This is a genomic window from Nisaea sp. (assembly GCF_034670185.1).
Taxonomy (GTDB): Bacteria; Pseudomonadota; Alphaproteobacteria; order Thalassobaculales; family Thalassobaculaceae; genus Nisaea.
Genome location: NZ_JAXMNY010000001.1, coordinates 541,742 through 567,065, shown reverse-complemented (window position 1 = coordinate 567,065; position 25,324 = coordinate 541,742). Strand labels below are relative to the sequence as shown.

28 protein-coding genes and 1 tRNA gene are annotated in these 25,324 nt (G+C 57.5%); 9 read left to right on the top strand and 20 right to left on the bottom strand.

The window, feature by feature from the left end; genetic code table 11:
* Positions 1 to 17 precede the first annotated feature (17 nt).
* From VOI22_RS02665 to VOI22_RS02650, 4 genes are all read right to left on the bottom strand, one after another.
* On the bottom strand, positions 18 to 383 hold the full coding sequence (locus tag VOI22_RS02665; protein ID WP_323795042.1) for a response regulator: 366 nt from the start codon (positions 381 to 383) through the stop codon (positions 18 to 20).
* A 111-nt stretch (positions 384 to 494) separates the two neighbouring features.
* Positions 495 to 1,079 (bottom strand): PAS domain-containing protein, encoded by a 585-nt coding sequence (locus tag VOI22_RS02660; protein ID WP_323795041.1) that lies wholly within the window; start codon positions 1,077 to 1,079, stop codon positions 495 to 497.
* A 183-nt stretch (positions 1,080 to 1,262) separates the two neighbouring features.
* Positions 1,263 to 2,144 (bottom strand): NAD(P)-dependent oxidoreductase, encoded by an 882-nt coding sequence (locus VOI22_RS02655; protein WP_323795040.1) that lies wholly within the window; start codon positions 2,142 to 2,144, stop codon positions 1,263 to 1,265.
* Positions 2,145 to 2,237: 93 nt separating this feature from the next.
* Positions 2,238 to 2,711 (bottom strand): YHS domain-containing (seleno)protein, encoded by a 474-nt coding sequence (locus VOI22_RS02650; protein WP_323795039.1) that lies wholly within the window; start codon positions 2,709 to 2,711, stop codon positions 2,238 to 2,240.
* Positions 2,712 to 2,770: 59 nt separating this feature from the next.
* On the opposite strand from VOI22_RS02650, the gene VOI22_RS02645 reads away from it, so the two are divergent.
* Positions 2,771 to 3,568, top strand: coding sequence for a PAS domain-containing protein (locus VOI22_RS02645; protein ID WP_323795038.1), 798 nt, complete (start codon positions 2,771 to 2,773; stop codon positions 3,566 to 3,568).
* Here the strand turns inward: VOI22_RS02645 and VOI22_RS02640 are convergent.
* Positions 3,557 to 4,528, bottom strand: a complete 972-nt coding sequence (locus tag VOI22_RS02640; protein WP_323795037.1) for an MBL fold metallo-hydrolase — start codon at positions 4,526 to 4,528, stop codon at positions 3,557 to 3,559. The genes VOI22_RS02645 and VOI22_RS02640 overlap by 12 nt on opposite strands.
* Positions 4,529 to 4,747: 219 nt before the next feature.
* Between VOI22_RS02640 and VOI22_RS02635 the strand changes: the two genes are divergently transcribed.
* The 3 genes from VOI22_RS02635 to VOI22_RS02625 all read left to right on the top strand — a co-directional run bounded on the left by VOI22_RS02635 (position 4,748) and on the right by VOI22_RS02625 (position 6,025).
* Positions 4,748 to 5,131: a hypothetical protein gene (locus VOI22_RS02635; protein ID WP_323795036.1), complete on the top strand. Its 384-nt coding sequence runs from the start codon at positions 4,748 to 4,750 to the stop codon at positions 5,129 to 5,131.
* Between the two features lie 85 nt (positions 5,132 to 5,216).
* On the top strand, positions 5,217 to 5,531 hold the full coding sequence (locus tag VOI22_RS02630) for a metalloregulator ArsR/SmtB family transcription factor (protein WP_323795035.1): 315 nt from the start codon (positions 5,217 to 5,219) through the stop codon (positions 5,529 to 5,531).
* Entirely contained in the window at positions 5,528 to 6,025 is a 498-nt protein-coding gene (locus tag VOI22_RS02625) for an SRPBCC domain-containing protein (RefSeq protein WP_323795034.1), read from the top strand. The genes VOI22_RS02630 and VOI22_RS02625 overlap by 4 nt, the downstream gene beginning before the upstream one ends.
* 82 nt (positions 6,026 to 6,107) lie before the next feature.
* Here the strand turns inward: VOI22_RS02625 and VOI22_RS02620 are convergent, their stop codons facing one another.
* Together VOI22_RS02620 and VOI22_RS02615 are read right to left on the bottom strand one after the other, a co-directional pair.
* Positions 6,108 to 7,331 carry a PLP-dependent aminotransferase family protein gene (locus VOI22_RS02620; protein ID WP_323795033.1) on the bottom strand — a complete coding sequence of 408 codons (1,224 nt, stop codon included), beginning with the start codon at positions 7,329 to 7,331 and terminating at the stop codon, positions 6,108 to 6,110.
* Between the two features lie 91 nt (positions 7,332 to 7,422).
* Complete coding sequence (locus tag VOI22_RS02615; protein WP_323795032.1) at positions 7,423 to 8,277, bottom strand: FkbM family methyltransferase; 855 nt, start codon at positions 8,275 to 8,277, stop codon at positions 7,423 to 7,425.
* Between the two features lie 300 nt (positions 8,278 to 8,577).
* On the opposite strand from VOI22_RS02615, the gene VOI22_RS02610 reads away from it, so the two are divergent.
* A complete protein-coding gene (locus VOI22_RS02610; protein ID WP_323795031.1) occupies positions 8,578 to 9,189 on the top strand; it encodes a PAS domain-containing protein in 612 nt (203 codons plus the stop codon).
* A 106-nt stretch (positions 9,190 to 9,295) separates the two neighbouring features.
* Here the strand turns inward: VOI22_RS02610 and VOI22_RS02605 are convergent, their stop codons facing one another.
* On the bottom strand, positions 9,296 to 10,471 hold the full coding sequence (locus VOI22_RS02605; RefSeq protein ID WP_323795030.1) for a M20 aminoacylase family protein: 1,176 nt from the start codon (positions 10,469 to 10,471) through the stop codon (positions 9,296 to 9,298).
* 625 nt (positions 10,472 to 11,096) lie between these two features.
* On the opposite strand from VOI22_RS02605, the gene VOI22_RS02600 reads away from it, so the two are divergent.
* A complete protein-coding gene (locus tag VOI22_RS02600) occupies positions 11,097 to 13,148 on the top strand; it encodes a methyl-accepting chemotaxis protein (RefSeq protein ID WP_323795029.1) in 2,052 nt (683 codons plus the stop codon).
* 57 nt (positions 13,149 to 13,205) lie between these two features.
* Here the strand turns inward: VOI22_RS02600 and VOI22_RS02595 are convergent, their stop codons facing one another.
* Positions 13,206 to 14,120 (bottom strand): cytochrome c, encoded by a 915-nt coding sequence (locus VOI22_RS02595; RefSeq protein ID WP_323795028.1) that lies wholly within the window; start codon positions 14,118 to 14,120, stop codon positions 13,206 to 13,208.
* A 66-nt stretch (positions 14,121 to 14,186) separates the two neighbouring features.
* Positions 14,187 to 14,660, bottom strand: coding sequence for a cytochrome c (locus tag VOI22_RS02590; protein ID WP_323795027.1), 474 nt, complete (start codon positions 14,658 to 14,660; stop codon positions 14,187 to 14,189).
* A 251-nt stretch (positions 14,661 to 14,911) separates the two neighbouring features.
* Here VOI22_RS02590 and VOI22_RS02585 point away from each other — a divergent pair, with 251 nt between their 5' ends.
* The 3 genes from VOI22_RS02585 to VOI22_RS02575 all read left to right on the top strand — a co-directional run bounded on the left by VOI22_RS02585 (position 14,912) and on the right by VOI22_RS02575 (position 16,844).
* On the top strand, positions 14,912 to 15,382 hold the full coding sequence (locus tag VOI22_RS02585; RefSeq protein WP_323795026.1) for a hypothetical protein: 471 nt from the start codon (positions 14,912 to 14,914) through the stop codon (positions 15,380 to 15,382).
* A gap of 143 nt (positions 15,383 to 15,525) precedes the next feature.
* Entirely contained in the window at positions 15,526 to 15,993 is a 468-nt protein-coding gene (locus VOI22_RS02580) for a PAS domain-containing protein (protein WP_323795025.1), read from the top strand.
* A 299-nt stretch (positions 15,994 to 16,292) separates the two neighbouring features.
* Positions 16,293 to 16,844 carry a hypothetical protein gene (locus VOI22_RS02575; protein ID WP_323795024.1) on the top strand — a complete coding sequence of 184 codons (552 nt, stop codon included), beginning with the start codon at positions 16,293 to 16,295 and terminating at the stop codon, positions 16,842 to 16,844.
* A 96-nt stretch (positions 16,845 to 16,940) separates the two neighbouring features.
* Here VOI22_RS02575 and VOI22_RS02570 read toward each other — a convergent pair whose 3' ends face one another.
* The 10 genes from VOI22_RS02570 to VOI22_RS02525 form a co-directional block, all read right to left on the bottom strand.
* Positions 16,941 to 17,276: a hypothetical protein gene (locus VOI22_RS02570; protein WP_323795023.1), complete on the bottom strand. Its 336-nt coding sequence runs from the start codon at positions 17,274 to 17,276 to the stop codon at positions 16,941 to 16,943.
* Between the two features lie 181 nt (positions 17,277 to 17,457).
* Complete coding sequence (locus tag VOI22_RS02565; RefSeq protein ID WP_323795022.1) at positions 17,458 to 17,787, bottom strand: hypothetical protein; 330 nt, start codon at positions 17,785 to 17,787, stop codon at positions 17,458 to 17,460.
* 111 nt (positions 17,788 to 17,898) lie between these two features.
* A complete protein-coding gene (locus VOI22_RS02560; protein ID WP_323795021.1) occupies positions 17,899 to 18,159 on the bottom strand; it encodes a hypothetical protein in 261 nt (86 codons plus the stop codon).
* A 293-nt stretch (positions 18,160 to 18,452) separates the two neighbouring features.
* Positions 18,453 to 18,528, bottom strand: a tRNA-Lys gene (locus tag VOI22_RS02555).
* A 59-nt stretch (positions 18,529 to 18,587) separates the two neighbouring features.
* Positions 18,588 to 19,154, bottom strand: coding sequence for a hypothetical protein (locus VOI22_RS02550; RefSeq protein WP_323795020.1), 567 nt, complete (start codon positions 19,152 to 19,154; stop codon positions 18,588 to 18,590).
* Between the two features lie 176 nt (positions 19,155 to 19,330).
* Positions 19,331 to 20,479, bottom strand: coding sequence for a rod shape-determining protein RodA (gene rodA, locus VOI22_RS02545; RefSeq protein WP_323795019.1), 1,149 nt, complete (start codon positions 20,477 to 20,479; stop codon positions 19,331 to 19,333).
* A 15-nt stretch (positions 20,480 to 20,494) separates the two neighbouring features.
* Positions 20,495 to 22,501: a penicillin-binding protein 2 gene (gene mrdA, locus VOI22_RS02540; RefSeq protein ID WP_323795018.1), complete on the bottom strand. Its 2,007-nt coding sequence runs from the start codon at positions 22,499 to 22,501 to the stop codon at positions 20,495 to 20,497.
* Positions 22,502 to 22,508: 7 nt separating this feature from the next.
* Positions 22,509 to 23,018 (bottom strand): rod shape-determining protein MreD, encoded by a 510-nt coding sequence (gene mreD / locus VOI22_RS02535; protein WP_323795017.1) that lies wholly within the window; start codon positions 23,016 to 23,018, stop codon positions 22,509 to 22,511.
* Positions 23,015 to 23,956, bottom strand: coding sequence for a rod shape-determining protein MreC (mreC, locus tag VOI22_RS02530; protein WP_323795016.1), 942 nt, complete (start codon positions 23,954 to 23,956; stop codon positions 23,015 to 23,017). Before mreC ends, mreD begins: the two co-directional genes overlap by 4 nt.
* A 49-nt stretch (positions 23,957 to 24,005) precedes the next feature.
* Positions 24,006 to 25,049 (bottom strand): rod shape-determining protein, encoded by a 1,044-nt coding sequence (locus VOI22_RS02525; RefSeq protein WP_028465501.1) that lies wholly within the window; start codon positions 25,047 to 25,049, stop codon positions 24,006 to 24,008.
* Between the last annotated feature and the right edge of the window lie 275 nt (positions 25,050 to 25,324).

Here is a 25,324-nt window from a genome sequence, read left to right as displayed (position 1 = left end):
TCACCAGAAATAGGGTTCTAGGACAGCATCCGCTCGACGGTGGTAAGCAGGCTTGGCAGCTCGACCGGCTTCCGGATCGATTCATGAGCCCCGATCATACGGGCATATTCGAGAACCTGAGAATTCCCCATCGACCCGCCGGTGGACATCGCAATAATCTGAACATCCGGATAGAGCGCGCGGATCTCCTTGATCGTTTCCATGCCTTCCTTGCCCGGCATGATGATATCGGAGATCACCATTTCGAAACGCGCTTGCGCCATCAACTCAAGCGCCGCATTTCCCTCTTCTGCGGTTTCCACGTCATGGCCTCGTTCCCGAAGCACTACTGACAGCAAATCCCTGAGAGATTTATCATCGTCCACGACAAGAATTGCGGACATCAGCCCCCCCAAACGCCTTGGCGCTGGTCACTATTTAACAAACTATGGGCGAATATTAGCAAAATCTCGCGTCAAGGTTAACGGTTATTCATCTTTTCGGCGATAACAGGCTCAAACCGGAAGGGATTCCTCGACGACGGCACCGGTTTCTAAAGTGACGTAAATATGTTTCTGGAATTCAGGCAAATAGCGCGGTTCCGGATTTTTCCTCGGAACGATCTCCGCTGTTGCTCCGATGAGCCCGTGCACGGTCTGCCCATCGTCGGATAGCGGCAGCAAGATCCGCTCGCCATGAATCGGATCATCCGTTTCCGCGTAGAGTCGCCCATAAATATATAATACCGCCGGGAAATCGATGACATTTCGGTAGTAGCGATGTACCCGCGGATAATAGTCCGGGTCCGTATTGTCATCCAGATAGTGCTTGGAGAGTTTGTGGCCGAACCGTGTTGCCACTCTCTCACCGGTCAACCTGTAGCGGAACCGATCTGCTTCCCGCTCATAGTCGCACAACCAGACACTCGACAGAATCTGCGCCAATTGGGACGGGTCGATCCGGTGCCGGCTTGGCGCCAGATCCGTGCCCTTGATCGTGCGCCAATGATCCAGCAGGTTGCGCGTACTGTCCGTGCGCAACCTTCCCGCAATCTGGTCAAGTGCATCGCCAATTGGCGATCCCGAGTCTCCATAGGTCATTGTTCTGACCGCTCCACCTGAACACGATAAAGCTATGGAAACCCGATAAAGGCCGCCACTTTCACCGCCGCGTTAACTAGTCGGTCCTAGCACAAACTACCCCGGGCGCACTATAAAGAGCAGCATTCGAAACGCGTAATTCAGTCCGTGTCGCAGAGTTTCTGAATGGTTTGACAGGATCGCTCAGCGCTCGAAGTCGATGCCACACCAATCTTCCCATAATTTGGCCAAGGCCGCGTAGTCCTGATCACCCATTCCTTTCGCCTCGGCAATTTCATAGGGTGTGTGAGAGGCCAGAGTCGCAAATAACGGAACACCGAGTTGTTGCGCGGTTTCGAGTGCCAGCACGGAATCCTTCCGCGCGTTGCTGACGGACATCCCGGCCGCGTAATTGCCGTCTTGCATCCGCTCCCCGACCCGATGGATCAGCGGCCTCAGCAAGCCTTCCTCCCGGTTCAGGATTTCAACCAGCGTATCCGTCGGAATATCGAGCTTGCGTGACATGGCGAAAGCCTCGATCAGGACCACCATGACCGCATGCATGACGCCGTTATTGACGACCTTCGTTCCCATCCCCGCCCCCACCGGACCGAGATCGAAGATGCGGCTGGCGATGCGGTCCAGTACCGGTTTTGCCGCCGCCTTGTTTACATCTGTCCCGCCAAGGAAAAACGTGATCTCTCCAGCTGCCATGCTGGCAACACCGCCGGCGATCGCCGCATCTACGAAGCCCACGCCGGCGACTTCCAGTAGCGCCGCCGATTTCTGTGCGGTATCCGGGGTCACCGTGCTGGTCTCGATGACAAGCTCCGGAACGCTCGACCATGCAGCGATGGCACCGGCTACCGCCAGAGAAGCTTCCGGTTTGGGCAAAGACAGCAGCACGACGGGCGTGCGGCCATCGAGATCATCCAAACTCTCCACCACATTGACGCCGGCATCCTGCGCCAGCTTGCAGCGTTCTTTGGAGCGGTCATATCCCAGCACCGGACCATGCTTCAGTAGCGCCGACGCGACCGCCAGGCCCGCGTTGCCGAGTCCGACTATCCCTGTTGCTTCCGACATCGTTTCCCCCATTTATCGATTTTGCGATGAGGGTAGTCGAGCGGCAGAACGAAGGCGAGCGGGCTTAGGCCCGCAAATCAGAACTTCAGAATTTCATTCAATAATCCGCGGCCAGTTCCGATCCGCTGATTGAATGTTCTTTGCGGCATCCTTCTGCCAACGCGTCTGAATCTCCGCATTGTAGTTGAGGTAGAGCTTGTCGTTGACGATCCTCCAATTCAGGGGATCTCCCTTGGCCGTGCTCCCTTGCGCCACAGCCCATGCGCAATAGCCGCCATATTGCGGGGCATAATGCTCGGGGTTCTGACGGAATGCCTCACGGTTTTCCGCAGAGGCAAAGCGCCACTCGGCCCCCTTGTACTCGAGCGTATAGTCGGCCGTGCCTTCGACCGGCCGCCCTTCCTTGAAATAGGCGACGGGATCGTACCCATTCACGGCAAGATTGGAGAGGAAGCCTGTATAAACCGGGGCCTCTCCTGCTCCGGCCGGCGCCGGGGTCAGCAACAGCATTCCGGTCACAATCCCGGCGGCGACCAATCCGGAACGCAAAACCAGACGTAGTGACATCAAGCACCTCCAATGTTGGATTTCTGATAACCGCTATTTTGCCACGATTGCCGGTCCGAATGCCTTCAAACCCCGATCACATTGCTGCGACACAGACATGCAGAGCGCCACGCAACCGCCTCAAAAATATCATTCTGCGCCTGAGGAAAGAGTTACCGTTAAAATTGATTCATACTGGTACCGCTCCGGATAAACTCTCTCATCCGGATCTTCCGAAGAGCGAAAACAACCATCCAGTTGGCATGAAAAAGACTATGGATTTACAGAATATCGCTCCGGATTTTTCGATGGATGACCTCGCCAGCGATGCACAACGCGCCATGTATGAGTACTGGCAGATCGCGCGAGGCAACGCCGCCCTGCCTCCAAAATCAACGCTCGACCCCGTGGAGTTGCCTCGCCGGAGCCTGCCATCGCTTGCTGTGATGGAACCGATAGACGGTAACGATTTCCGGGTCAGAATCGTCGGCACCGGCGTCCATTACGCGGTTGGAAGGGACATTACCGGCCAAAGGGTCAGCCAGATCGACGGTGCGGAAAGTGCTTTGGATCGTCTGCGCCAGTGCCGCGACGCGGAAGCCATGTATTATGCCAGCGGCCCCGCAACCTGGGCCAGCGGGCCGCAAAAATACTTTACGTCTCTCATGCTGCCGTTCGGTTCACCCGGGCATATTGAGCGCATTTTGATTGTGCTCCAGTTCACGCATCACTCACCTGCGAGCCTCTCCAGGCCCCCGCTTGAGATATCGATGCAGCAAAGCGGAATTGAGACGAGAGGAGCTGCAGCCGGACGCAGCTCCTCTCGCGAAGTTCAGGACGAAACGCCGAACGCTTCGATCAGGCTTCTAGCAACCTGATGTGCATTTTCCGGCACCGTCGAAGGCCATGACCTTGCCACTGAGCGGCACATGCGCCGGAACCTTCACCGCCTTGATGAAAGCCTCCGTCTTGGTGCCCGCAATAACCTTGCCGCCCTTGGTGCCTATCTCGTTCGCGTGCGAGGGAATCACGGAAACCGGCTTGATCAGCTCATTCACGACAAAAGCCGCCTCGGTCGGGCCGGTGGTGAAAGTATCACCGATGTTCATCACCACAAGCTCCGCACCGTACTGCTCGCCGACCACGGTACGTTGCTCCGCTGTCACGCCTGTATCGCCGGAGAGATAAACGACAAGGCCATTGCTGAAAGTCAGCACATAGCCGGTCGGCGGACCGGCATAGGCCGTCAGACCCGACTCATTCAGCAGTTTTCCGAGTTGCCCACCGATAAAGGCGCCTGCCACCCCATTGGAATGAACAGCCGGCACGGTCGTGATTGTGACCCCGCCAACCTTGCGGGATGCACCAAAGCGGACGAGCTGGGACTTTTTCGGATCGCCGCCAAGAGCCTTCAGCTTGCTCGCGAAAAATCTCGGCATCTCGCTTCCGGTGACAATCAGCGCGGATTTATCGAGCGCGATGTTCACGCTGTTGGTGTTCGGTGCATCCACTTTCGTCATGGCCGGCGCACCGCATTCCCCGGCGTTGACCGCATCGATATGACGGTCACCCACATGGTCTCCGTGCATATGGCTGACCAGCAACGCATCCACTTTACCGAGACGCGGATCACCTGCTCCGGCAACCGTGCGCCCCGCATCGTAAAGAATGCGCGTGCCATCCGGATCTTCGAACATCATCGCCCGGTCGAAACGGCAGAATTCACCGTCGTGACTGCCAAGCGGCGTTACGCTCACGGTTTGCGCTTCGGCAGCCCCTGTCGAGAAGGCCAGACTTCCAACTAGAGCAACTGCCAGTCCTATGGATCTCACAAGCACTGTTACCTCCCTCGGGATAATATCTGAATCTGTGCTGCATTCCGCACCATCCGGACACGAAACGGCACAAAGAGCATTCAACCATTCCTGACGTCATCCGGGACCCTGGTTTTCACGCACCGAAATGCGATCATCACATGGTTGCCTCTGAAGAGACGCGGCCTAAATGGATCGCGAAAAGCGATACGAGTGAGCTCGATAACGCCGCGGATACGTCCGATGGAAGCAATTGAGAATGCAGCAATCATCTCTGTTGGCAGAGCCTCCGGCTTTGCCGCGCTGGCGATCATCTGCATTGTCATGAGTCTGAGTTACGAGCCGATCGTCGCCGCGCGCGCCGGCTGTATCCTCTGCCTGATCGTTGCCGCCATCCTGTTTCACTATGCGATGCGCGCACCGTCGCGACCCTACCGGCAGACGGAACTCTGGATCATTCTCGCCAAGGAAGACCGGCCGCCAAAGCCGGTTGCGCAACGGATCATTGGTGAAATCCTGCGCCAGACCTATCGTAAGTTTGGCCAATACGCAGTCATTTCCGCCCTGATATTCATGGCCCTCTCTCTCATCCTCCTGCCTTTCCCGGATTTCCGGCTCGGAGCCTGACCCGAACGTTAAGTGAACCATTTGGTTGACTGATAAGAATGCGCATCATACAGTCAACCAATAAGTTCACTAATGGACGTCGGCCATGCCAGCACTCGATCAAACTTTTGCAGCCCTTTCGGACGAAACACGCCGGGCAATTCTGGCGCGCCTGCATGAGGGAGAGGCCGCACTGTCCGAAGTTGCGCAACCGTTCAACATGTCCCAGACGGCCGTCTCCAAACATGTCCGTGTGCTTTCCGATGCCGGGCTCGTCACCGTCCGCAAACGCGGCCGGACCCGCTACTGCGCCCTCAATGCCGGGCCCATGAAAGACGCGGCTGCCTGGCTGAACACCTACAAGCAGTTCTGGGAGGATGGCTTCAAAAGCCTCGCCCGTTTCCTGGAGGAAGAGAAATGACATTCGCCTATCTGAAATCGCCGCACGGCGCCGATCCGATCATTGTCGAAGGCACTTTCCCGGCATCCCCCGAACGGATTTTCCAGGCCTTCACCACGCCGGAAGACCTGGTTCAGTGGTTCGGCAACCACGCACTGGAAAAGGCGGAGGTCGATCTCAGGGTCGGTGGGAGCTGGACTTTCACCTTCGCGGAGAAAGACGGAGCGCGCGACATTCTGCATGGGCAGTATGAGGAAATCGATCCGGGCCGGATTCTGGTCTTCAGCTGGCGCCACCATAAGGAGACGGCGGCAGGAAAAGGCGAGCTTTCCCCCGCGTCAGAGGTCGCCGTGTATTTCACGGCGGTGGACGGCGGCACCCGTGTCCGGTTGATCCATTCGATGGTGGAAAGCGAAAGCTCGCGGCTCAATATCTGCGGCGGCTGGGACGCCTGTTTCGGCGATCTTGAGCGGATATTGCAGAGTGATACACCGGCTACGGCGGCTACAGCCTGATATCCGGAGCCTGCCCCCTCGCCGCCTTCCGCTGCCGGAGCCAGGGACATCGGCAGCGGAGGGCAAAGGACTAACAGTTGCTTCAGGCGTTCGCGATCGTCTTCGGAACGCCGAACTCCTCCCGGCAGACTTCCGCCAGCGCGGCAATGCCCTTCCGGATCGTCTCGACTGGGGGATTGGCGTAGCAGATCCGGATCGCCCGCTTCGCTCCCGGCCCTTCGATGGACCATTCGGCCCCCGGATTGACCTGGATGCCATGCTTGGCCGCTTCCGATGCGAGACGCGATGTATCGACCTCGGCCGGCAGTTTGACCCAGAGGAAAATACCGCCCGGAGGCGCTTCGAATTCCGCCACGGTGCCGAAGTTCTTCTCCATCGCCTCGATCAGCACATCACATTTCTGCTTCAGCACCTTGTTCAGCCCGGCGACATGATTTTCGAAATGCGTGTTGCAGAATTCAGCCAGCACCATTTGCTCAAGGGCGCCGGAGCCTGCGTCGGTCTTGCAGGACAGCAATCGCGCCATGAACGCCCAGGGTGCAACGATGAAGCCGACGCGAAGGGCCGGAGCGATGGATTTGGAGAAAGAGCCGACAAAGACCACACGTCCGCTCTTGTCCAGCGCATGCAAGGCGGGGGGACGCTTGCCGTCCCAGATCAGGTCCGAGTAACACTCGTCCTCGATCACGGCGACATCGTATTGCTCGGCCAGCCGCAGCAATTCCTCGCGGCGCTCCAGCGGCATGATCGAGGCGGTCGGGTTCTGCACAGTCGGGATGACATAAATGAATTTCGGTTTCGTTCCTTCGGAAGCCAGTTTGGCCAGGGTCTCGGCCAGATGGTCCACTCGCATGCCCTGCTCATCCAGCTTGATGCCGATCGGGGTAACGCCGAGGCGCTGGAACCGTGTCAGGCAACCGCCATAGGTCGCTTCCTCGATAAGCACCGTATCCCCCGGCGCCAGCATCACCTCATTGATAAGATCGAGCCCCTGCAGGGAGCCGGAAGTCAGCAGCACATCATCTGCCGTACAGGTCATCCCCGCATCACGGCCCAGTTTCCCGGCAAGGAATTCACGGAGCGGACGATAGCCCTGGGGACCGCTTTCCAGACTATAGGTGGCGAGAGTCGCCCCCTCGCGCTGAAGGACGCGTGTCGCCGCATCCACCAGCGCATCGGTCGGAATGCTTTCCGGCGCATTGTGACCGCCAACGAAATTGAAGTTCGGAAAACCGTTCCAGCGCCCGGCCGGTGCCGGCAGGTCCTGCCGCACCACGGCTTCAAAATCAAACTCCTGCGATGTCATCGCACTTCCCCACCTGATGATTCCCCAATTGGAAAGCAGCGTGGCCGGGATCAGCGGTCAGGACAAGGTCCGGACGCACGAACGACGCGCACTAGTGACGTTCCAGTTTCCGAAGATATGCCTCACCGAAGCGGGTGCCGAGCATGGCATCGCGGGTCAACAGCGCCCGCAGCGCGACATCGAAAGAACTGTATACGTCGTGCAGGATCAGCGCGATTTTCAGCAACTGCACAGGGTTCAGCAAATCGAAGCGCGTGAAATCCCGAATGAAGATCGCATCCGCCCATACGGACTGGCTGAGACCTGCGTAAGGATTGTTATCGACAATAAGCGGCTTCACCACCCGACTGACCGGCTGGACAAAGCGGTGGAGCATGAACCCATGCTCCCGCAAGAACAGATCGACGTCGGAGAACAGCGGCTGGTTATCGTACATCTGCATGAATTCGACTTCAGACTGGATCACCAGGCAGTTTGCGAGCTTGTCGGTCCCGTTCCGAAAAACCTCGAGCTCCGCCCCCTGAATGTCGATCTTCAGAAAATCGAGATTATCGATCTCGGCAACATCATCGAGGCGGACTGTCTGGATTGTCTCCCGGCCGATGACCTGGCCCCATTCGTCAAAGCCGTGAAAGCAGCTCAACACCGCCGGGTTGGGCTCCAGCAAGGAGGTCATCCCCGGCGCTTTGCAGATCCTCAAGGTCTGCTCCGTTCCATCATAAACCGCATGGGGTAGATAGGTTTCATGCGCGCTTTTCCGCGCCTGAAGCTCGGCCAGCGCATCCCGGTTAGGCTCGAACCCAACGAGCCGCACCTTCCCCGCTTCCAGAAGATCCTGGTACGGCGGGCGGCCATCGACCGCGATCGGGTTGGCGCCGATATCGACGACATCGATCGTCACGTCTATGTCGAGCATTTCCGTCAGAGACGGTCGTTCACCACTCATTTTGCCCCCGCGAGGAAACACATAACCGGATTGAGACGGAAAGCTCGCATCTCCGCTCGGGTCCGGCAACAGAAACACTCTCCAGGTGCAAACCAGCCGAGGCTGGTCTTGGCCGAAAACCGGCGAACCTGAGGAACATCAGGTTGCTTTTTATGGAAATACCTTTAAATTCAAACGAAATTAATGGTCGTTGTATTTGATCGTCGCAACTTGGGGATTCTGCCCCCAGTAATGACCATTTTCTTGTTCTGTTTCGCGCGCCTTACACGATGATTACCTAAACAGGCTAGGGGCCGATCAATGACCTCAATTTTGGACAAGGTCCGGAGCCTGTCAGTCAAACTGGTCCGCTACGAAAAAACAGCTCAGATTCTACATCACTGGATCGATCTTTCGGGTGCGGAAGGCACAGGAATCGTTCCCCGGTTCGACCCCATCGCGGTTCCAAGCCTTCTGCCCTTTGTCTATCTGCTGCAACGCAACGGCGACCGTTTGAAATACAGGGTATCCGGTGAGGAAGTTAACCGGCTGTTCGAACAGAACCATACCGGCCGCTATCTCCACGAGGTTGTCCCCAACGAAATCTACGGCGAGGTCGCACCCTACTTCTTTAGCGTTTTCGATCCATGCATCTGCATCTTCAGAGGAAGGGTCTTACTGCCGGATCGCGAATACATGTCATTCGAACGGGTATTGCTGCCGGTCATGCGCAACGGCGAAATTCAATTGCTTGGGACACTTGCCCTCAGCTCCACGACACCGCTGCGCACGGACATGGAACCGTCCGCAGCACCGGGCCCGGGTTTACACTTTACGCTCATCGATCTTGAAAGCGGCAAGGTCGAAACCTCTAAAAAGAACCTGGAGCCACTGGCTAACCGCTATAGACCGCCTACCTCTCTGTGCGGATAAACGCGCGGTGCACTAGTTTTCCAAAGCCGAAATCCGGCGGCTAATCGCCAGGCTCCTAGAGCCTAAAGATCAGCCGCGGGACTTTTCTTGACTGCGCCCCGCCCGATCAGCCGGCGCGCGGCAGCTCCGCCTCGACCAAGGCCGCCCACAGGCTGGCGCCTGTGGTCAGCGTCTCGTCGTTGAAGTCATATTCCGGATGGTGCACCGAGTGGGTGTGGGTTTCGTCCCCACCACCAAGGAAGATATAGGCGCCCGGACGCTCTTCCAGCATGAAAGAAAAATCCTCGCTGCCCATCAGCGCCTCGGTCTCCGGATCGACTGCCTCCATGCCGACCACGCTGGCCGCGGCGGAGATGATCCGCTCGACCTGTTCGTCATGGTTAGAGGTGACCGGATAGCCTTCGCGATATTCGCACTCGATCTCGATCCCGTTAGCTAGTGCGAGACCGTCGCAGAGTTTCTGGAACTTCTCCTTGATCAACGCCTGCACCTCTTTGGTCATGGTGCGGACAGAAGCGTTCAGCATGGCCTCGCCCGGAATGACGTTATTCGCGGTTCCGGCATGGAACTGGGTGATGCTGACCACGGCGGTATCGAACGGATTGATCGAGCGGGACACGAATGTCTGCGCCGCCTGATAGATCTGCGTGCCGATGGCAATCGGGTCGATTGCCAGATGCGGCATGGCGGCATGACCGCCCCGCGCCTTGATGGTGATGGTGACGCTATCGGCACCGGCCATCAGCGGCCCCTTGCGGATACCGAAGGTATTCTTCGGAAGCTGCGGCATGTTGTGCAGACCGTAAACCGTATCGGTCGGGAAGCGGTCGAACAGGCCGTCCTCGATCATCGCCCTGGCCCCGGCGCCCCCTTCTTCAGCAGGCTGGAAGAACAGGTTAACGGTGCCATCGAAGTTCCGGGTTTCCGCCAGATATTTTGCCGCACCGAGCAGCGTGGACGTATGGCCGTCATGACCGCAGGCATGCATCTTGCCGGGAACAGTCGACTTGTATTCCGGGTTCGATACTTCCTGCATCGGCAGGGCGTCCATATCCGCCCGGATGCCGATGGAACCAGTGCCGGAGCCATTTCCCCTGATCACTCCGACCACACCGGTTTTACCGATACCTTCATGGGTCTCTATGCCCCAGGAACGCAGCTTTTCAGCAACAATTCCGGCCGTCCGTGTTTCCTCGTAGCAGAGCTCCGGGTGCATATGAAAATCATGGCGCCATTCGCACATTTCACCTTCGAATTCGGCGATACGGTTCTTGATCGGCATCTCTACCTCTTCCTTTCAATTTCCTGCCACGGCGAGGAAGCCGTAGAGGGAGCCATAGCGCTGCCGCGCAGGCCGAGCGTGTCTGAATAGTCCGGGAAACGGTCGTCCAACGACCTTAAGGCCGTTCGAATTACAGCCTGAAAAGAAATCCTATCCTACTGCAACCAAGCACCTATCGGGAAGCAGGAACCTTTCCCTAATTCAGAACCAACGCACCATCGCCGAAGAGGCCCACTCAATCCTTCACGTCGGATCTGGCCTACGGAAATCACTTGGCCGCAATCATGCAATCTATGAAAGATTTAGTCCTACAATACAGTGTAAAATACCTCCCGAAATACGAACAGAAAATGTGTGCCATTATTCAACGGCGAAGAGCTCCAAACCTGTCGAAGCTTAACAAATATTTACATTAATGGCTTATTAATGCTTTCATTTATAAACTCAAGATAGCGAATTCCATACAAACGGATGACATTGGCACTCTAAAACGTAAAAATTTCCCGTGAAAAAACACTGGAAATATGGGCAGTTTGTGCATCAAGTAACGGTATGGGCGAAGTTTCGATTATACAATTTTTGATACAAATCCTTCCAATGGAAGATCACGCAAAGGGCCGTTTAGATGTTTTCCAGTCTCTCGATCCGGAAGAAAATCATTGGCGTATGTCTGGTCACTCTCCCTCTCCCGATAGTGGCTTTGGTCTATGCCGTATTCTCGATGAATTTGATCGGCATTGAGCTCAAGGAAATCGCAGAAGAAGACATGCCGATCACACGGCAATTGACCAAGGTGACCGTCTTGCAGCTTGAGCAAGCCATTCATTTTGAGAAAGCCATGCGATTTTCCGGCATTCAGAAGAAGGATGCCGACCTCAGCGCGGTGCTCGCCAAGGAAATCAAAAAATTCGAAGAACAAAGCAAGAGTGCGGATGCGCTGTTTCTGGACCTTGAACGCAGACTGGAGCATGCAATTGAGGTGAGTTCCTCCCACGGGGCGACCGAAACCGTTGAGGAATTTTCCTCGGTCGCGGAACAAGTCAAAGAGGCAAAGCGTCTCCACGCTGATTACGAGGTTCAGGCGAAAGGCGCATTCAAAGCCCATGAAGCGGGTGATATGGACGCGGCAACCAACTTTGCTGAAAAAGCGGAGGCATTGGAAACCACTCTCGATCACAAGATGGAAGAGATCCTGAGTGAAATCGGGGAATTTACGCAGCGCTCTCTCTATGCAGCTGAAGAGCACGAACAGCAAAGCTTGAAGATCATTGTCGCTCTGGCCTGCCTGGGTCTGGTCGGCGGGCTTGCCAGCGGTGCGGCAATCGGCAATGCGGTCGCCGGACCGATCGTCAAGCTGACCTCTGCCATGGCCCGGCTCTCCACCGGCGACTACAGCGTGGACGTGCCTGCGCGCGGCCGCAGAGACGAGATTGGCAGCATGGCGGAAGCCGTTTCGGTCTTCAAGGAAGCCAGCATCGAGCTCGAGCAGATGACAGAGTCCCGTCAGCAGGAGCAGGAAGAACAGCAACGCCGCCTGCAGGAAGAGATGCTGACGCTTAGTAACAAGCTGGAAGAGGAACTGAAAACCGCCGTCAACTCCATCGCCGAAGAGATGGAACAGATGCGCCAGCGCTCGGAAACCATGAACCGGTCGGCGGAAAACGTGAGACAGGAAAGCATGGCCGTCGCGGCCGCGTCGGAAGAAGCGACCGTGAACGTTAATACCGTGGCCGCGGCATCCCAGGAGATGGCGCAGTCAATTCAGGAAATCAGCCGACAGGTCGGTGCATCGACCGACATCGCCAGGGAAGCGACAACCGAGATCGAGAAAACCAACGCAACGGTCGAAGGGCTTGCAAGCGCGGCCGAAAAGATCGGCGCCGTGGTCAACATGATCACGGACATCGCCGAGCAGACCAACCTTCTGGCTCTCAATGCAACAATCGAGGCCGCACGTGCCGGCGAAGCGGGCAAGGGGTTTGCGGTTGTAGCATCTGAAGTAAAATCCCTCGCCAACCAGACCGGCAGCGCGACGGAAGATATCGCGGGGCAGGTCCAGAGCATCCAGAGCATTACCAGCGACGCGGTCCAGGCAATGCGCGCGATTGGCGAGACCGTGGTGCGGATCAACGAGATCTCGGAACAGATCACGGTCGCAATCGAGCAACAGACCGACACCACCAATGAAATTACCCAGAATGTCCAGGAAGCGGCCATGGGCACCCAGGAAGTCTCGGGAAAAATCACTGGCGTCGCCGCATCGGCTGAGGAAAACGGCACCATGTCCCAGGAGATTAGTGCCTCAGCGACCACGATCACAAACAAGATGCAGGAGCTACAGACCAGGCTGACGGCTATCGTCCGGGAATCCGCGGCAGGCAACCGGCGTGAAGCGGAGCGTAAAACGCTCATGGAAGCGTCCAGGTTCCGCGTCGGCGAAGACTGGTATCATTGTGTCATCCACAACATCTCGGAAACCGGCCTCGAAATCGGGACCGATGAAAAGATCCCGGAAGGCACGACAATCGAGGTTGACCTGACCGGTCTTGGCAGGGTTCAGGCCCGGGTCGTGAGGCAACGCAAACGTGTCAAAGGGTTCGGCGCTGAGTTTATCGAGCTCGACGAAAGCATCCGGGATACCATCCGCGCATGGGACCAAGCGGCACTCGCCGCCTGACGGAACAGTCTGGCCAAAACGGCCGCTGTCCTCGCAGCCAGCACACCTCAAGGCCTCTTATTTCGGCGCACCAATCGGCGGAATAGCCTTGAGGTAGCGGGCAATGGCACGGCGATCCTCGTCGCTCAGCAGGCCCGTATTCTCCACCACCTCTGTCATGGAACCACCGACCGTATCGAAATCCGGTGTAAAACCGGATTTCAGATACTCCGCGATATCGGCTTCCGACCAGGCGGCAATATCGCCGCCAGCCGGGGTCAGGTTCGGGATAGAGCCTTTCCCGTCCGGATTGGGGCCACCAGCCAACCAGCGCGAAAGATCAAGGCCGCCAATGACGGAACGCGGTGTATGGCATTCCCCGCAATGGCCCGGCCCTTCAACCAGATAGCGCCCTCTCTCCAGGTCTGCGCTGACCTCCACCACCGGAGCCGGATCGAGGTAGAGCTGTTTCCAGAGCCCGAGACCGCGCCGGACCGAAAACGGGAAGCCGACTGCATGCGGCGTGTTCGCTTTCTCACTCGCGGGCAGCGACTTCATGTAGGCCCAGAGATCCAGTAGATCCTCGGTCTTCATCCGGGCGTAAGAAGTGTAGGGAAAAGCTGGGTAGTAATGATTGTCGTCCGGCGAAACACCATGCTTCATGGCATTAACGAAATCGACACTACGCCAGCCCCCGATGCCGGCTTCGGGATCCGGGGAAATGTTCGGGGCATAGAAAATGCCGAATGCGGTGACGAAAGACCGGCCTCCCGCGAGGATTAGCTTCTGCTCCCCCTTGGCACCGTCCGCCGCATGACAGGAGACGCAGCCGCCGATGGTGAAAATCGCCTGGCCACGTTCAGCATCACCGCCGTCAGCAGGCACGCTGCCTTGCGGAACCGTTTCAGGCGCCGTCAGAACCCATCCGGCAACCGCTCCAGCGGCGGCAAGAGCCACAACCCCGAGCAATGCGCGGCGCATCCCACCTGTCATCACACCCTCTCCTGCGCGTCTTGCGGGGCCCGGTCGCAGCCCGGGCCCCGGCAGAACCAGATCTGATTATTTAGGCGCACGGAAAGGTTTGTGACAGCCGCCGCATGATTTTCCGACATCACCGAGAGCCCCCTGCAGGGCCGGCAACCCGTCACCAGCAACCTTGGCCATCGCCATTGATGCATCGGCGAGCGCTTTGCTCTTGCCGTTTATCTCTGGATAGGTCGCCCAGATTTCCGCCATGGCGCGCGTCTTGTCGGGCATCGCCGTCGCGTCCGAGCCTTTTGGCCACATCATCCCCTGATCCAGCGCGGCAAGTGCGGCGAGGTTATTGGCAGCGGCACTGGCTGCCGTTGCGTCATATGCCACGCTGCCTTTCGCCATCGCTCCAAGCTGGCCCAGATTGAAGGAATAGAGCTTCATGACCGCCTGGCGCGCCTCGATGGCTTTTTCCAGATGGCCGTCCGCGAATACCGGAGCCGCCACAAGGAGTGCGGCGGAAAAGCCAAAGGCAGTCAGTATTGTTTTGATTTTTTGCATGTTCGATCTCCCACTGCAGGCAAGTTTGCCTACCTTTAGGCTACAACAGCAGAAATTCTTGTATATTCACTAAAAGGTCATCGGTGTTTGTATGGTGAGAAACAATCCACGACGGTGTAGGAGGCCAATCGCTGCCGTGACGTGATTACAGCCTTTACCCTCTGTGCAATCCCGCGCGCAGCCCTATATCCGTCCTTATGACTGGCCGCGCACTCCTCACAGCCCTCCTCTCTCTGCTCCCCTCGGCGGCTTTGGCCGATCTCGTCGTGACATTTATCGAAGCCTCCCCGTCCGATCTGTTCATCGTCGAGAACCGGAACGATTGCGAATATTACGACTTCGGCATGCAGATCGACCTACGGAGCTCGGCCGGCGGCCTGTTGTTTGACATTACGGAAGGCGGCGCGGGCGCAAGTGCCTACGAACCCTTCGGCATTGCCGAGGGGAGAAACGCAGTCCGGAGCTTCTCCCCCGTCACGGACGGCGATCGTGTCGTATCAATCCTGTTTGACAGGCTCGAAGGGCGCGGACGCGTCGTCTTCACAGTGGATGTCGACGACACGTTGCCCGACGGGCCTTACGGGCAGACGGTGGTGGATTCGTCAGAAATCGCAGGCGCAATGATCGTCATAACAACCTTAGGACAAGAACCCGCGACCGCTGTTTTTCTGTCGGACGGGAGAGCAACGGCACAGCTCAAGGCCTGCGGGCCAGTTTCCTGAGCAGCCTTCTGCCAAACCAGACGTCGACCGGTTTCGGTAACGGTTCCCCAATCCACGCATGACTCCTGACATTTACATGCCATGATTGGTATCGTGAAAAACCAGACTGACTAAATCAGGCCCAAACCGATGTGGTGTTGCACTTGAGTGTCGATGAAAAACAGTTCGAGAGAGTGAGATCACCGCTTCTTCGCGAGGCATTTAAGCTCTGGAACAGTAAGCGCGGTAATCGCCGGATGGCCAAACGGGCCGATTTCGACCCGTTGGAGATGCCTCGATTGCTCTCCTCCATCATCCTCATTGATGTCGAAAACGACGGTGCACGGTTAAGAATTCGTCTTGTCGGAACGAAAATCGTCGATATGTATGGAAGTGATTATACTGGAAAATATTTGGACGAAATTGATTTTGGAGATGTCAGAAACAAGGTTCTGAAAGAGTACCACCTTCCTATTTCTGAAAAGCGCCCGGTTTTTTCGGATCATGACTTCCGAAAACTAAATGACTACCATCATACTATTGAACGGGCCATTTTCCCGCTTTCAGATGACGACAATACCGTTAACAAGCTCATTGCATTTCTTGATTTCGAAAGAGTTCAAGAGCCTTAGACTGCAAGGGTACATGCCAGCGTATCGGAATGAGATTATGGGAGCTTGTCGGAGCGACTGATCCGTTCACCGTACGAAGCTGAAAACACTTTTTTATCAAGGCGGAGAGTGGTGGGCGCAGTAGGACTCGAACCTACGACCCGCTGATTAAGAGCGCGCAATTTTTGCTCTTATCCGCCTGATATTACTGCTTATTGTTCATCTTCGGCATCTAGTTTCAGCGCCTTTAAACCGGCCCAAACTTACCGAGTGTGAACCTGTTTCGCGCCCTTTCGATATCAACCGAAAGGCGAAGACCAATGGACCAGATAGCACGTTTTCACAAGCTCCGCGTGACCACCAGAGATGGTGATCTGATCACCGAAATGGAAAAACGAGATCCGGATCAACTGATCGCTTTCGGCCGCAAGCAAATTCGCGCCATCCCGGAAGCGGAGATTTATGTTGTCCTGGACCCGGACGGCCGGGCGATCGCCAACGGCGGCACAAATGACGAAAGCGAGATCCGCACGGACGTCAAGAGAGGAGACCGCGTGGACCTTTGCGACAAGACCAGCGACCATACGATCTTACTTTCCGGAACCGTTCGCGCGATCGGCCTGCGCTGCGCTGACGGCGTGCCCCTGATCGAGATCGAGCCTTATGACCTCATCGCCAACGGAACCCGTTGCACCGACTACATGGCAAGAGTGATATTCGTACCGGCGACCGTATCGGCAAACGAGCGCGCGGATCTTTGCCTAAGACTGACCGAGAAAAGTAGCCGGCATGAACAAATCGGGATCAGTGAAGTTGCGGGAATACCCGCACGAGACAGTGCAACTTCGTTGCAAGCGGGAGCACTGCAATAAGTCCTGGTCGATATCAAAGGCGAAACTTGTTGCGCGGTGCGGTCCGGATATAGCGCTCCCGGACCTTGCCGCGCTTGCGAGCCTCACGAAGCGAGGTCATCCCTTAATGCCTTCAAACAGTCCTGCGACCATTTCAATTCCCTGAGCCCATACCGCCCACATCGCGAATATAACAGCAACAACACCCAACGCCGTGTAGAGCACGTGCCACTTTATATCGCCGGCAGCCTTTTTTGCCTCACGCGCGTCGTCGCCGGCGGTGCTTACCTTTTCACTAAGCAGGTCGATTTTCTGATTAGTTGCAGAAACTGAATTAGCGATTTGGTCGACGATGCGGTCCAACTTGCCGTCAATCCCAACCAGCTTCGCCTCAACTCGCGCCTCTACCGCAGCAAGCTTGGCGTCTATCTCTTCCCTCGTTGGGCCTACCATACCTGAGTCCTTACCTGTTGGGCGTCGAGGTTTAGCTTCGCTCGGGGAAGCTACGCTCTCTCCCCCAGTACCGCTTCCGATCGCCGACCCCGTCCGAACCATTCCCCCGCTGCCGCCTGACTCGCTCCAACCCGGCTGAACAGAAAATTCATGTGGATAAACCACATTTTGGGCTGCGGCGTCAGCCATCTTCCTTATCTTCCGCAGCCTCGCCATCAGGCAGCATTTCGACCAAATAGTCTTTGAGCGAAATCGCCATTGATCGGTCCATCTTCACGCCGACAGGGAATTGCACATTCGTAATAACCTCGCCGTCAGAAACTCGCATCGCGCGAAAATTTCCAAACGCCATTTCAAACAACCCGTCGACCTCAAAAACAAAGAAGCGATTTACGTGCGGGCCACTTGACATAGCCTCTATCGCGCGCTCTTGGGCTTCCCTCAACCCATCTGGCCCGGACCATATTCGAGCAACATACTCTTCTTGTGTTTCGGTTTTCTCATCAGCCATTCGCACCTCCACACCCATGAGTTGGGTACGCTAGGCTGGTGTGGCAAGATCGTCAATCACCCGTATGCTGAGGGGATACATCCCTTATCTAATGCATAAATCTCCACCCGCTTATCGGTTCTTCATGCCCGCCGGCGCGAACGCACGATCGCCAAACCACCAAACAACGGCCGTTTGCGCAGCGAAGACGATCGAGTAGACCACATATTGCAAGAGATCCGTCGCCGGACTCTGCGATGCGTTTAGAAGAGACAGGATCGAGGATCCGTCTCCCAACCGATACCCTTCACAGATATTCCAGAAGATAAAGACTTCGGCGACGACGAGCACGAACGTCAGGAGCGGTCGGAACAGGCTTTTGATACCGTTCACCCACTCCCCGCTTTGACGGGCAAGAATAGTGTTGTCGATAACTGCCCCCTAGAAAACCGCTGGGCAAAGAATCAGCTGTTCTAAGAGTGAAGGAAACAACAGGAGCAGGGCGCGACACTACAAAAAGTGATTAAATTTCAGCAACTTATAGGCGATTTGAGCTTATCGCGCGCGCATCATACTCAACATCCGCAAACAGCCAAGTGTGAACCGATTTGCAGAATTCGGCGGAAATGTGTGAACCATTTTTCCGTTTGACTAGCCGAATTATCCAGTAAAATCAAGGCGGAGAGTGGTGGGCGCAGTAGGACTCGAACCTACGACCCGCTGATTAAGAGTCAGCTGCTCTACCAACTGAGCTATGCGCCCGCCCGTCGAGGGAGCGGATTGATACTAAAGGCGTGACCCTATTGCAAGCGGGTTTTGCACTATTCCCCGGAGGACTGAGAACGACGCCAAGTGTGTTCCGAACCCGGGCCAAGCAACTGTTCGCGTAGCTCCTGCAACGGGTCCTTGTCTTTGCTGCCTCCACGCAGGGTCGGATCGTTTGGCAAGGCCTGCCAGTTCCAATTCCCCTCACCGTCATCCGGCAGAGGCGCCTGAGCCGCCGGGCGGCGTGCTTCGGGGTCCTGCATCCGGGTCTGCTTCTTGCGCACCGCCTTCGGCACGCTTTCAGACTTTCCCAGAACCCAATCCAGTCCGAGCATATCCCGGTCTTCTTCAGCTTGCTCGGCCGGAGGCACCGGGCGACCGCGGGTCGCTTTGGAGAGTTTGGCTTCGATCCGGGCTGTTTCCGCCTGCTCTACGGCACCGCTACCGATGCTGCGCCGTTCTTCCGGCGGCAAGGAATCGAAGCTGTCACGGGCCCGGTCATACTCAACCCGATCCCCGGTTTCGGCTGCTGCATCAAGGTTACGTGTAAGGTCGCTCTCGCCTTGATTCTCACGGGCGGAATCGGCGAGAATTTTCAGGCTCTTGCGTTCAATATTGTCCAAGGATCACCAACCTGTTCGGTCCCGCTCCGGAAACAACGGACGGCATAACATCAACAAAAAGCTCATTCGTGAAAGTTTAACAGAAAAATCCCATAAAAGTCTATTAAGGCGCTTTTTTGATTACGAAAAGCTCAACCTTAGGGCATTTCAACCACCGCTCCAGATGGGCAGCAGCTTCAGTCTTCGTCTTCGAAACCTTGCCGGCCGATCTCGATGTCACGATGAACGTAGCAATTGATGATCAGACCAAAGCCGATCATCGCCGTCAGCATCGCTGTCCCACCGTATGAGATCAGCGGCAACGGCACGCCAACTACCGGGATCAATCCCATCACCATGGCAATATTGATGAACATATAGAGGAACAATGTCGTGGTTGTTCCGAGCGCCAAAAGGCGGCCGAACTGGCTGGAGCAGCGCAGCGCTATGGCAAAGCCATACCCAAGTGCCAGAACATAGAGCAGCAGCAGAAACAACGCTCCCGCCAGCCCCAGCTCTTCGGCCAGCATGGTGAAGATAAAATCGGTCTGCTTTTCCGGCAGGAAGTTCAGATGGCTTTGGGAGCCTTGCAGAAATCCCTTGCCGAAGAGTCCCCCTGAGCCAAGCGCGATCTTGGACTGCAGGATGTGATACCCGGCGCCGAGAGGATCGTTCTCCGGATTGATGAAGGTCAGAATCCGGTTCTTCTGATAGTTATGCAAGAATTGCCAGCCGATGGGGATAGCGGACAAGCCAAGCACGAGAACGGTGACGAATTTCCAGATCCGCACACCGGCAAGGAAGAAGATGGCTCCACCGCCAAGGATGATCATGCCTGCCGTGCCCAGATCGGGCTGGCGAAGAACCAGGATCGCCGGTGCAAAGACCAGAACCAGCGGTATGAACAGGCTGCGGATGCGCCCAACCTCCTCGAAGGTCTGACGGTGGAAATACCGCGCCAAAGCAAGTACCAGCGCCAGCTTCATCAACTCCGACGGCTGCAACCGAAAGACACCAAGATCGATCCAGCGCTGCGCGCCCATGCCTATCTCACCGGCGATCTCGACAACTCCCAAGAGGCCGAGAGACAGGAAATAGAAGGCATAGGACCAACGCATCAGGAAGCGGATATCAATCAGCGCAATGCCGAGCGTGATCACCAGGCCAATACCGAACCGGATAGCCTGGCGCATGGCCCATGGCGTCCAGCTGCCATTAGCTGCCGAATAAAGCATGGCGAAACCGACAGAGGCGATCAGCGTCAGGAGCAGGATAAGCCCCCAGTTGATCTGCTGCAGCTTGATGCCGAGCGTCAGTTCCGGCCGGTTGAGAGAGTTTGAATGCATGCCGGTCGCCATGGCCTAACCCTGATCCGTTTCAGGTTGAGCTTGTGGCAGGATCTCGACTGGTTCTGCCTCGGATGCTTCGAACCCGTCGGCTTCCATGGCACGGGCGAGAATGTCCCGGGCAATCGGCACCGCGTATTTGCTGCCGCCACCATGCTCCAGCACGACCGCAACCGCGTAGCGTGGCGCCTCAGCCGGCGCGTAACCGACAAACAATCCATGATCCCGCTCACGCCAGGGCAGGTCTTCGTTCTTGATCACACCCGTCAAACGCTCCGCCTTGGTGATCCGCCGGACCTGTGCGGTCCCGGTTTTGCCGCCAACCTCGACGCCGGACTCCGGGATTTTAGCGCTGCGCGCCGAGCCGTGCGCTCCATTGACCACCCGCCGCATGCCTTCAAGCACATAGGCAAGATTGCCGCGCGAGACATTCATTTTCGGGATTTGCTCGTCGCCTTCTTCGCGCCGGATCAGAGTTGGTTTCACCGCATAGCCGCCATTGACCAGCCGCGCGGTCATAACTGCGAGCTGCAGCGGCGTCACCAGAACGAAGCCCTGGCCAATGCCTGTGATCAGAGTCTCGCCCTTCTGCCAGCGCTCGCCACGCACGGCGAGTTTCCATTCCCGGGTCGGGATCAGGCCATTGCGCTCGCCCGGCAGCTCGATCTCGAGTGTCTCGCCAAGGCCGAAACGGCGGGCCATTTCGGAGATCCGGTCGATACCAACCCGCTTCGCCGCCTCATAGAAATAAACGTCGCAGCTCTGCTCAAGCGCATCCATGACGTCCATCTTGCCGTGACCCCAGCGCTTCCAGCAGTGGAAGCGGGCATTGCCGAGATCCGTATGGCCGTTGCAGTAAACCTCCGTCTCCGGCCCGATCACACCGGCTTCAAGCGCAGCAAGCGCCACAATCATCTTGAAGGTCGAGCCCGGCGGGTATGTCCCGGCAATCGCCTTGTTGGTCAGAGGGTGGCGCGGATTGGAAAGCAGGTTCTCCCAGTCGCGGGCACTCAGCCCCTTGTTAAAGTTGTTCGGATCGAACCCCGGCGTCGAGGCGATGGTCAGAACCTCACCGGTATGCACATCCATGACAATGGCGGCACCGCTTTCGCCCTGCACGATGTCGCCCCCTTTGTCGAGGAACACCGTCCCGTCGTCATTCTCCAGATAGCGCTTCGGCACACCGGAGCGCGCGATGGCTTCCTGCACGCGGATATCCGCGATGGGAACCCGCTCCGAGCTGCCGCGCTCAAGGCGTTCGTGGGCGAAGATCTGAAGGCCCATGTCGAGGGTGAGATGAACGTTCTTGCCCGGTTGCCCCTCGTCGCCCGGAAGTTTCCGGATGATCCGGCCGAGCGCGTTGACCTCGACCTGACGACGGCCCGCGGAGCCGCGCATTTCCTGATCGTAGAGCTTTTCAATACCGCTCTTGCCGATCCGGAAGTCCGGCAGCTCAAGGACCGGATCGCCGGTCAGTTCCGTGTCCGAAACCGCCGCCACATAGCCGGTAATATTCACCGCCTTGGAGCCAAAGGGATAAACCCGGGAGCGCCCCTCCTCGATCCGGATGCCGGGCAGATAGGGTGCGTTCACCGCAACCCGGCTGATATCTTCCCGGGTCAGGTTTTCCACCACCGTTACCGGCACGAAACTGCGCTTTCGGGAGATCTCCTTGAGGACCCGTTTCACGTCCCAATCGTCCACATGGACGACCTGGCGCAACGCATCGATCGTCGCGCGCACATCGCTGGTCTGTTCCGGTACGAGATCGACGCGGAAATTGTCCTCGTTCGAGGCAACCAGAACCCCGTTCCGGTCCAGGATCAGCCCGCGGGTCGGCGGCAGCAGCTCGAGATTGAACTGGTTTTCCTCGGAGAGCGTCCGGTATCGGTCCGCTTCCACCACTTGCAGATAGTAGAGCCGCGCGCCAAGCGCTCCGACCAGACCGAGCTGCCCCGCACCGAGTATCAGCGAGCGCCGGGTGAAGGCCCGCTTGGTATCCTGATCCTTTGGGTTCTTCATCCGCATATTATCGCACCAGATAGCGGTGAATGCGAACGAAGAGCCAAGCCATGGCCGGGAAAAGCGCGACCGTCAGCCCAAAGCGGGCCAGTACCGTGTCCGGGATGATCCATGCCAGCGAAAACAGCGACATCAACATCCAGTCCAGCAGGAACGCACCGAAGGAAATGATGACGAACCCGCCCCATGCAATGAAGAAGGGTTTGGTCAGGAATGTCTGACGCTGGGTCGTGGCTACACCATAGACGGCGAGAAAGATGATGGCCGTCAGGCCGAGCGGATAGCCATGCACCAGATCCTCGGCCAGACCGGTCAGGAAAACCACGGAAGGCGGTGTCAGATCCGGCCGGTAGACAGCCCAATAGAACACGGCCATCAGCGTAAAGGCGGGCGAGACCTGCGCGTATCCTGGAATGCCGAGCGGCACCGCGCTCACAAGCACCAGCAGCAACATCGTCGCGGCAGGCATCAGATGGCGCGCCCAAAGATCCATTCTTTGGACGAAACTCGTCTTCATCTATCAGTCTTCCCGCGGGTCACACCGAGCCGTTCAACCAGGGTCGGTTCAGGGTCCGGAGCCAACACGGTAAAAGGCGGCGGGTCCATCGGGCCGGGGATCACGCCTTGCATCAGGTAATCGACGATGCGGACAAACTCGAGATGGGTCCAGTCGACCACGGGCTTGACGCGGATCCCTGATTCCGAGACCGAGGAAACGGTGCCGACCGGCAAACCGGCTGGCAACATCCCGCCATGTCCGGAGCTGATCACCAGATCCCCCGGAGAGACCCGGTTATTCTGCGGCAGATACAGAATGCGCGGATGGTTTGTATTGTCCCCGACCAGAATACCCGGCTCCCGCGCAGCGCCGATCAGGACCGGGATCTGGGCGTTCAAGTCCGTCACCAGAAGCATACGTGCATGCAGCTCGCCGACTTCGACGACGGTTCCTGCAAGCCCGTCTTCCGAGACCACGCCCTGGCCGCGCCGGACACCGCTCTGGCGCCCCGCGTTCAATAGGGCGCTACGCACGAACGGGCCACCGGCCTCCGCTATCACACGGGCGGAAATATAGCTGACCGGCGGTGGCCCGACATGATGCGTCAGACGCTTCAGGGCCTTGTTCTCGGATTCCAGCAGATGCGCGACATGCTGCCATTGTTTCAGGCGGCTGTTCTCTTCACGCAGCAGCTCATTCTCCGCATGCAGGTCCCGCAGAGAGAGCGCTGTTTCCACGCCTTTGGAAACAGCTGCGGCGGGGTGCGAGAGGGCTTCGAGAATAGGCGCGACAGCATCAACTGCAGCGATCTGCAATCGCTTGACCATAACGATGTCGGCCTTGCCGAGCAGCATCAGACCGAAAGCCGCCAAAACAAGTGCAGTGAAGGCAAAGCGCTGCCAAAGGGTTCGCACAGGCTGGGCGACACGGGAAAATGATGCCGGTCTACGCCCCATTCCTTGCCTGCTCCTTCCTACGCCAATGCCATCACCGCAGTCTCACCGGTCAGTAGGCACCGATGAGAACGTTGCGGAGTACTTTCATTTCCTCGAGGCAGCGCCCGGTACCGAGGGCCACGCAGGAAAGCGGATCGTCGGCGATGGAGACCGGCAGGCCGGTCGAGTGCCGGAGCACGTAATCGAGATTGCCGAGCAGCGCGCCACCACCGGTGAGCACAATGCCTTTGTCGACGATGTCGGCTGCGAGTTCCGGCGGGGTCTGCTCAAGGGCGACCTTGACCGCCTCGATGATCTGACTAACCGGCTCGGCCAGGCTTTCGGCGACCTGGCTCTGGTCGATGATCAGTTCCTTCGGCACGCCGTTCATCAGATCGCGCCCTTTGATTTCAAGGGTCTTGCCTACGCCGTCTTCCGGCGGGAACGCAGAGCCGATTTCCTTTTTGATCCGTTCCGCACTGCCCTCACCGACCAGCAGGTTATGGTTGCGGCGGATATAGGCGATGATGGCTTCGTCCATCTTGTCGCCGCCGACCCGGACCGAACGGGAATAGACAATACCGCCGAGCGAAAGCACGGCGACCTCGGTGGTGCCGCCACCAATATCGACGACCATGGAGCCGGTCGGCTCCGTCACGGGCAGGTTCGCACCGATCGCGGCAGCCATCGGCTCCTCGATCAGGAACACACGGCGGGCGCCCGCGCTCTCTGCGCTCTCCTGAATCGCCCGACGCTCAACCGCCGTCGAGCCGGACGGCACGCAGACGATGACCTGCGGGCTGGCGAAGCTGCGCCGGTTGTGCACTTTGCGGATGAAGTGCTTGATCATTTCCTCGGCGACTTCGAAATCCGCAATGACGCCATCGCGCAGCGGCCGGATTGCCTGAATGTTGCCCGGCGTTCGGCCAAGCATCTGTTTCGCTTCATCACCGACGGCGAGAACCTGTTTCTTGCCGCGCACAGTGGCGATAGCAACAACCGACGGTTCATTGAGAACAATGCCCCGGCCCTTCACGTAGACCAGCGTATTCGCGGTCCCAAGGTCAATCGCCATGTCGGCGGAGAGCATGCCAAGTAGGTTTGCAAAAAACATTTACGTTCAGCCCGGTCGCGCGCTTCGGAATCGGTTCACATACAGTGCCGCCGCCGGAATAGACCAAAGTTCGGATCGGCCTTGCAACGGAAAACGGTCACCCATTGCATTTACCCCACGCAGTCTATCCGAAATCGGTGACGCCACCGGGGAATCATATCAAAGAATCAGCTTACTATGTAATTTAATTGTCGCGCCGCTTTAGCAAAAAATTTTCTAATGCACGAAAGCGGCGGCGCGGCGACGATAGAATCGCCGCCGCGCTACCTTCAGGT

Excerpts from the sequence above, each read along its gene's own strand:
- VOI22_RS02665 (WP_323795042.1), bottom strand. The coding sequence starts at position 383 with ATGTCCGCAATTCTTGTCGTGGACGATGATAAATCTCTCAGGGATTTG.
- VOI22_RS02660 (WP_323795041.1), bottom strand. The coding sequence starts at position 1,079 with ATGACCTATGGAGACTCGGGATCGCCAATTGGCGATGCACTTGACCAG.
- VOI22_RS02655 (WP_323795040.1), bottom strand. The coding sequence starts at position 2,144 with ATGTCGGAAGCAACAGGGATAGTCGGACTCGGCAACGCGGGCCTGGCG.
- VOI22_RS02650 (WP_323795039.1), bottom strand. The coding sequence starts at position 2,711 with ATGTCACTACGTCTGGTTTTGCGTTCCGGATTGGTCGCCGCCGGGATT.
- VOI22_RS02645 (WP_323795038.1), top strand. The coding sequence starts at position 2,771 with ATGCCTTCAAACCCCGATCACATTGCTGCGACACAGACATGCAGAGCG.
- VOI22_RS02635 (WP_323795036.1), top strand. The coding sequence starts at position 4,748 with ATGGAAGCAATTGAGAATGCAGCAATCATCTCTGTTGGCAGAGCCTCC.
- VOI22_RS02630 (WP_323795035.1), top strand. The coding sequence starts at position 5,217 with ATGCCAGCACTCGATCAAACTTTTGCAGCCCTTTCGGACGAAACACGC.
- VOI22_RS02625 (WP_323795034.1), top strand. The coding sequence starts at position 5,528 with ATGACATTCGCCTATCTGAAATCGCCGCACGGCGCCGATCCGATCATT.
- VOI22_RS02620 (WP_323795033.1), bottom strand. The coding sequence starts at position 7,331 with ATGACATCGCAGGAGTTTGATTTTGAAGCCGTGGTGCGGCAGGACCTG.
- VOI22_RS02615 (WP_323795032.1), bottom strand. The coding sequence starts at position 8,277 with ATGAGTGGTGAACGACCGTCTCTGACGGAAATGCTCGACATAGACGTG.
- VOI22_RS02610 (WP_323795031.1), top strand. The coding sequence starts at position 8,578 with ATGACCTCAATTTTGGACAAGGTCCGGAGCCTGTCAGTCAAACTGGTC.
- VOI22_RS02605 (WP_323795030.1), bottom strand. The coding sequence starts at position 10,471 with ATGCCGATCAAGAACCGTATCGCCGAATTCGAAGGTGAAATGTGCGAA.
- VOI22_RS02600 (WP_323795029.1), top strand. The coding sequence starts at position 11,097 with ATGTTTTCCAGTCTCTCGATCCGGAAGAAAATCATTGGCGTATGTCTG.
- VOI22_RS02595 (WP_323795028.1), bottom strand. The coding sequence starts at position 14,120 with ATGACAGGTGGGATGCGCCGCGCATTGCTCGGGGTTGTGGCTCTTGCC.
- VOI22_RS02590 (WP_323795027.1), bottom strand. The coding sequence starts at position 14,660 with ATGCAAAAAATCAAAACAATACTGACTGCCTTTGGCTTTTCCGCCGCA.
- VOI22_RS02575 (WP_323795024.1), top strand. The coding sequence starts at position 16,293 with ATGGACCAGATAGCACGTTTTCACAAGCTCCGCGTGACCACCAGAGAT.
- VOI22_RS02570 (WP_323795023.1), bottom strand. The coding sequence starts at position 17,276 with ATGGTAGGCCCAACGAGGGAAGAGATAGACGCCAAGCTTGCTGCGGTA.
- VOI22_RS02565 (WP_323795022.1), bottom strand. The coding sequence starts at position 17,787 with ATGGCTGATGAGAAAACCGAAACACAAGAAGAGTATGTTGCTCGAATA.
- rodA (WP_323795019.1), bottom strand. The coding sequence starts at position 20,479 with ATGCATTCAAACTCTCTCAACCGGCCGGAACTGACGCTCGGCATCAAG.
- mrdA (WP_323795018.1), bottom strand. The coding sequence starts at position 22,501 with ATGAAGAACCCAAAGGATCAGGATACCAAGCGGGCCTTCACCCGGCGC.
- mreD (WP_323795017.1), bottom strand. The coding sequence starts at position 23,018 with ATGAAGACGAGTTTCGTCCAAAGAATGGATCTTTGGGCGCGCCATCTG.
- mreC (WP_323795016.1), bottom strand. The coding sequence starts at position 23,956 with ATGGGGCGTAGACCGGCATCATTTTCCCGTGTCGCCCAGCCTGTGCGA.
- VOI22_RS02525 (WP_028465501.1), bottom strand. The coding sequence starts at position 25,049 with ATGTTTTTTGCAAACCTACTTGGCATGCTCTCCGCCGACATGGCGATT.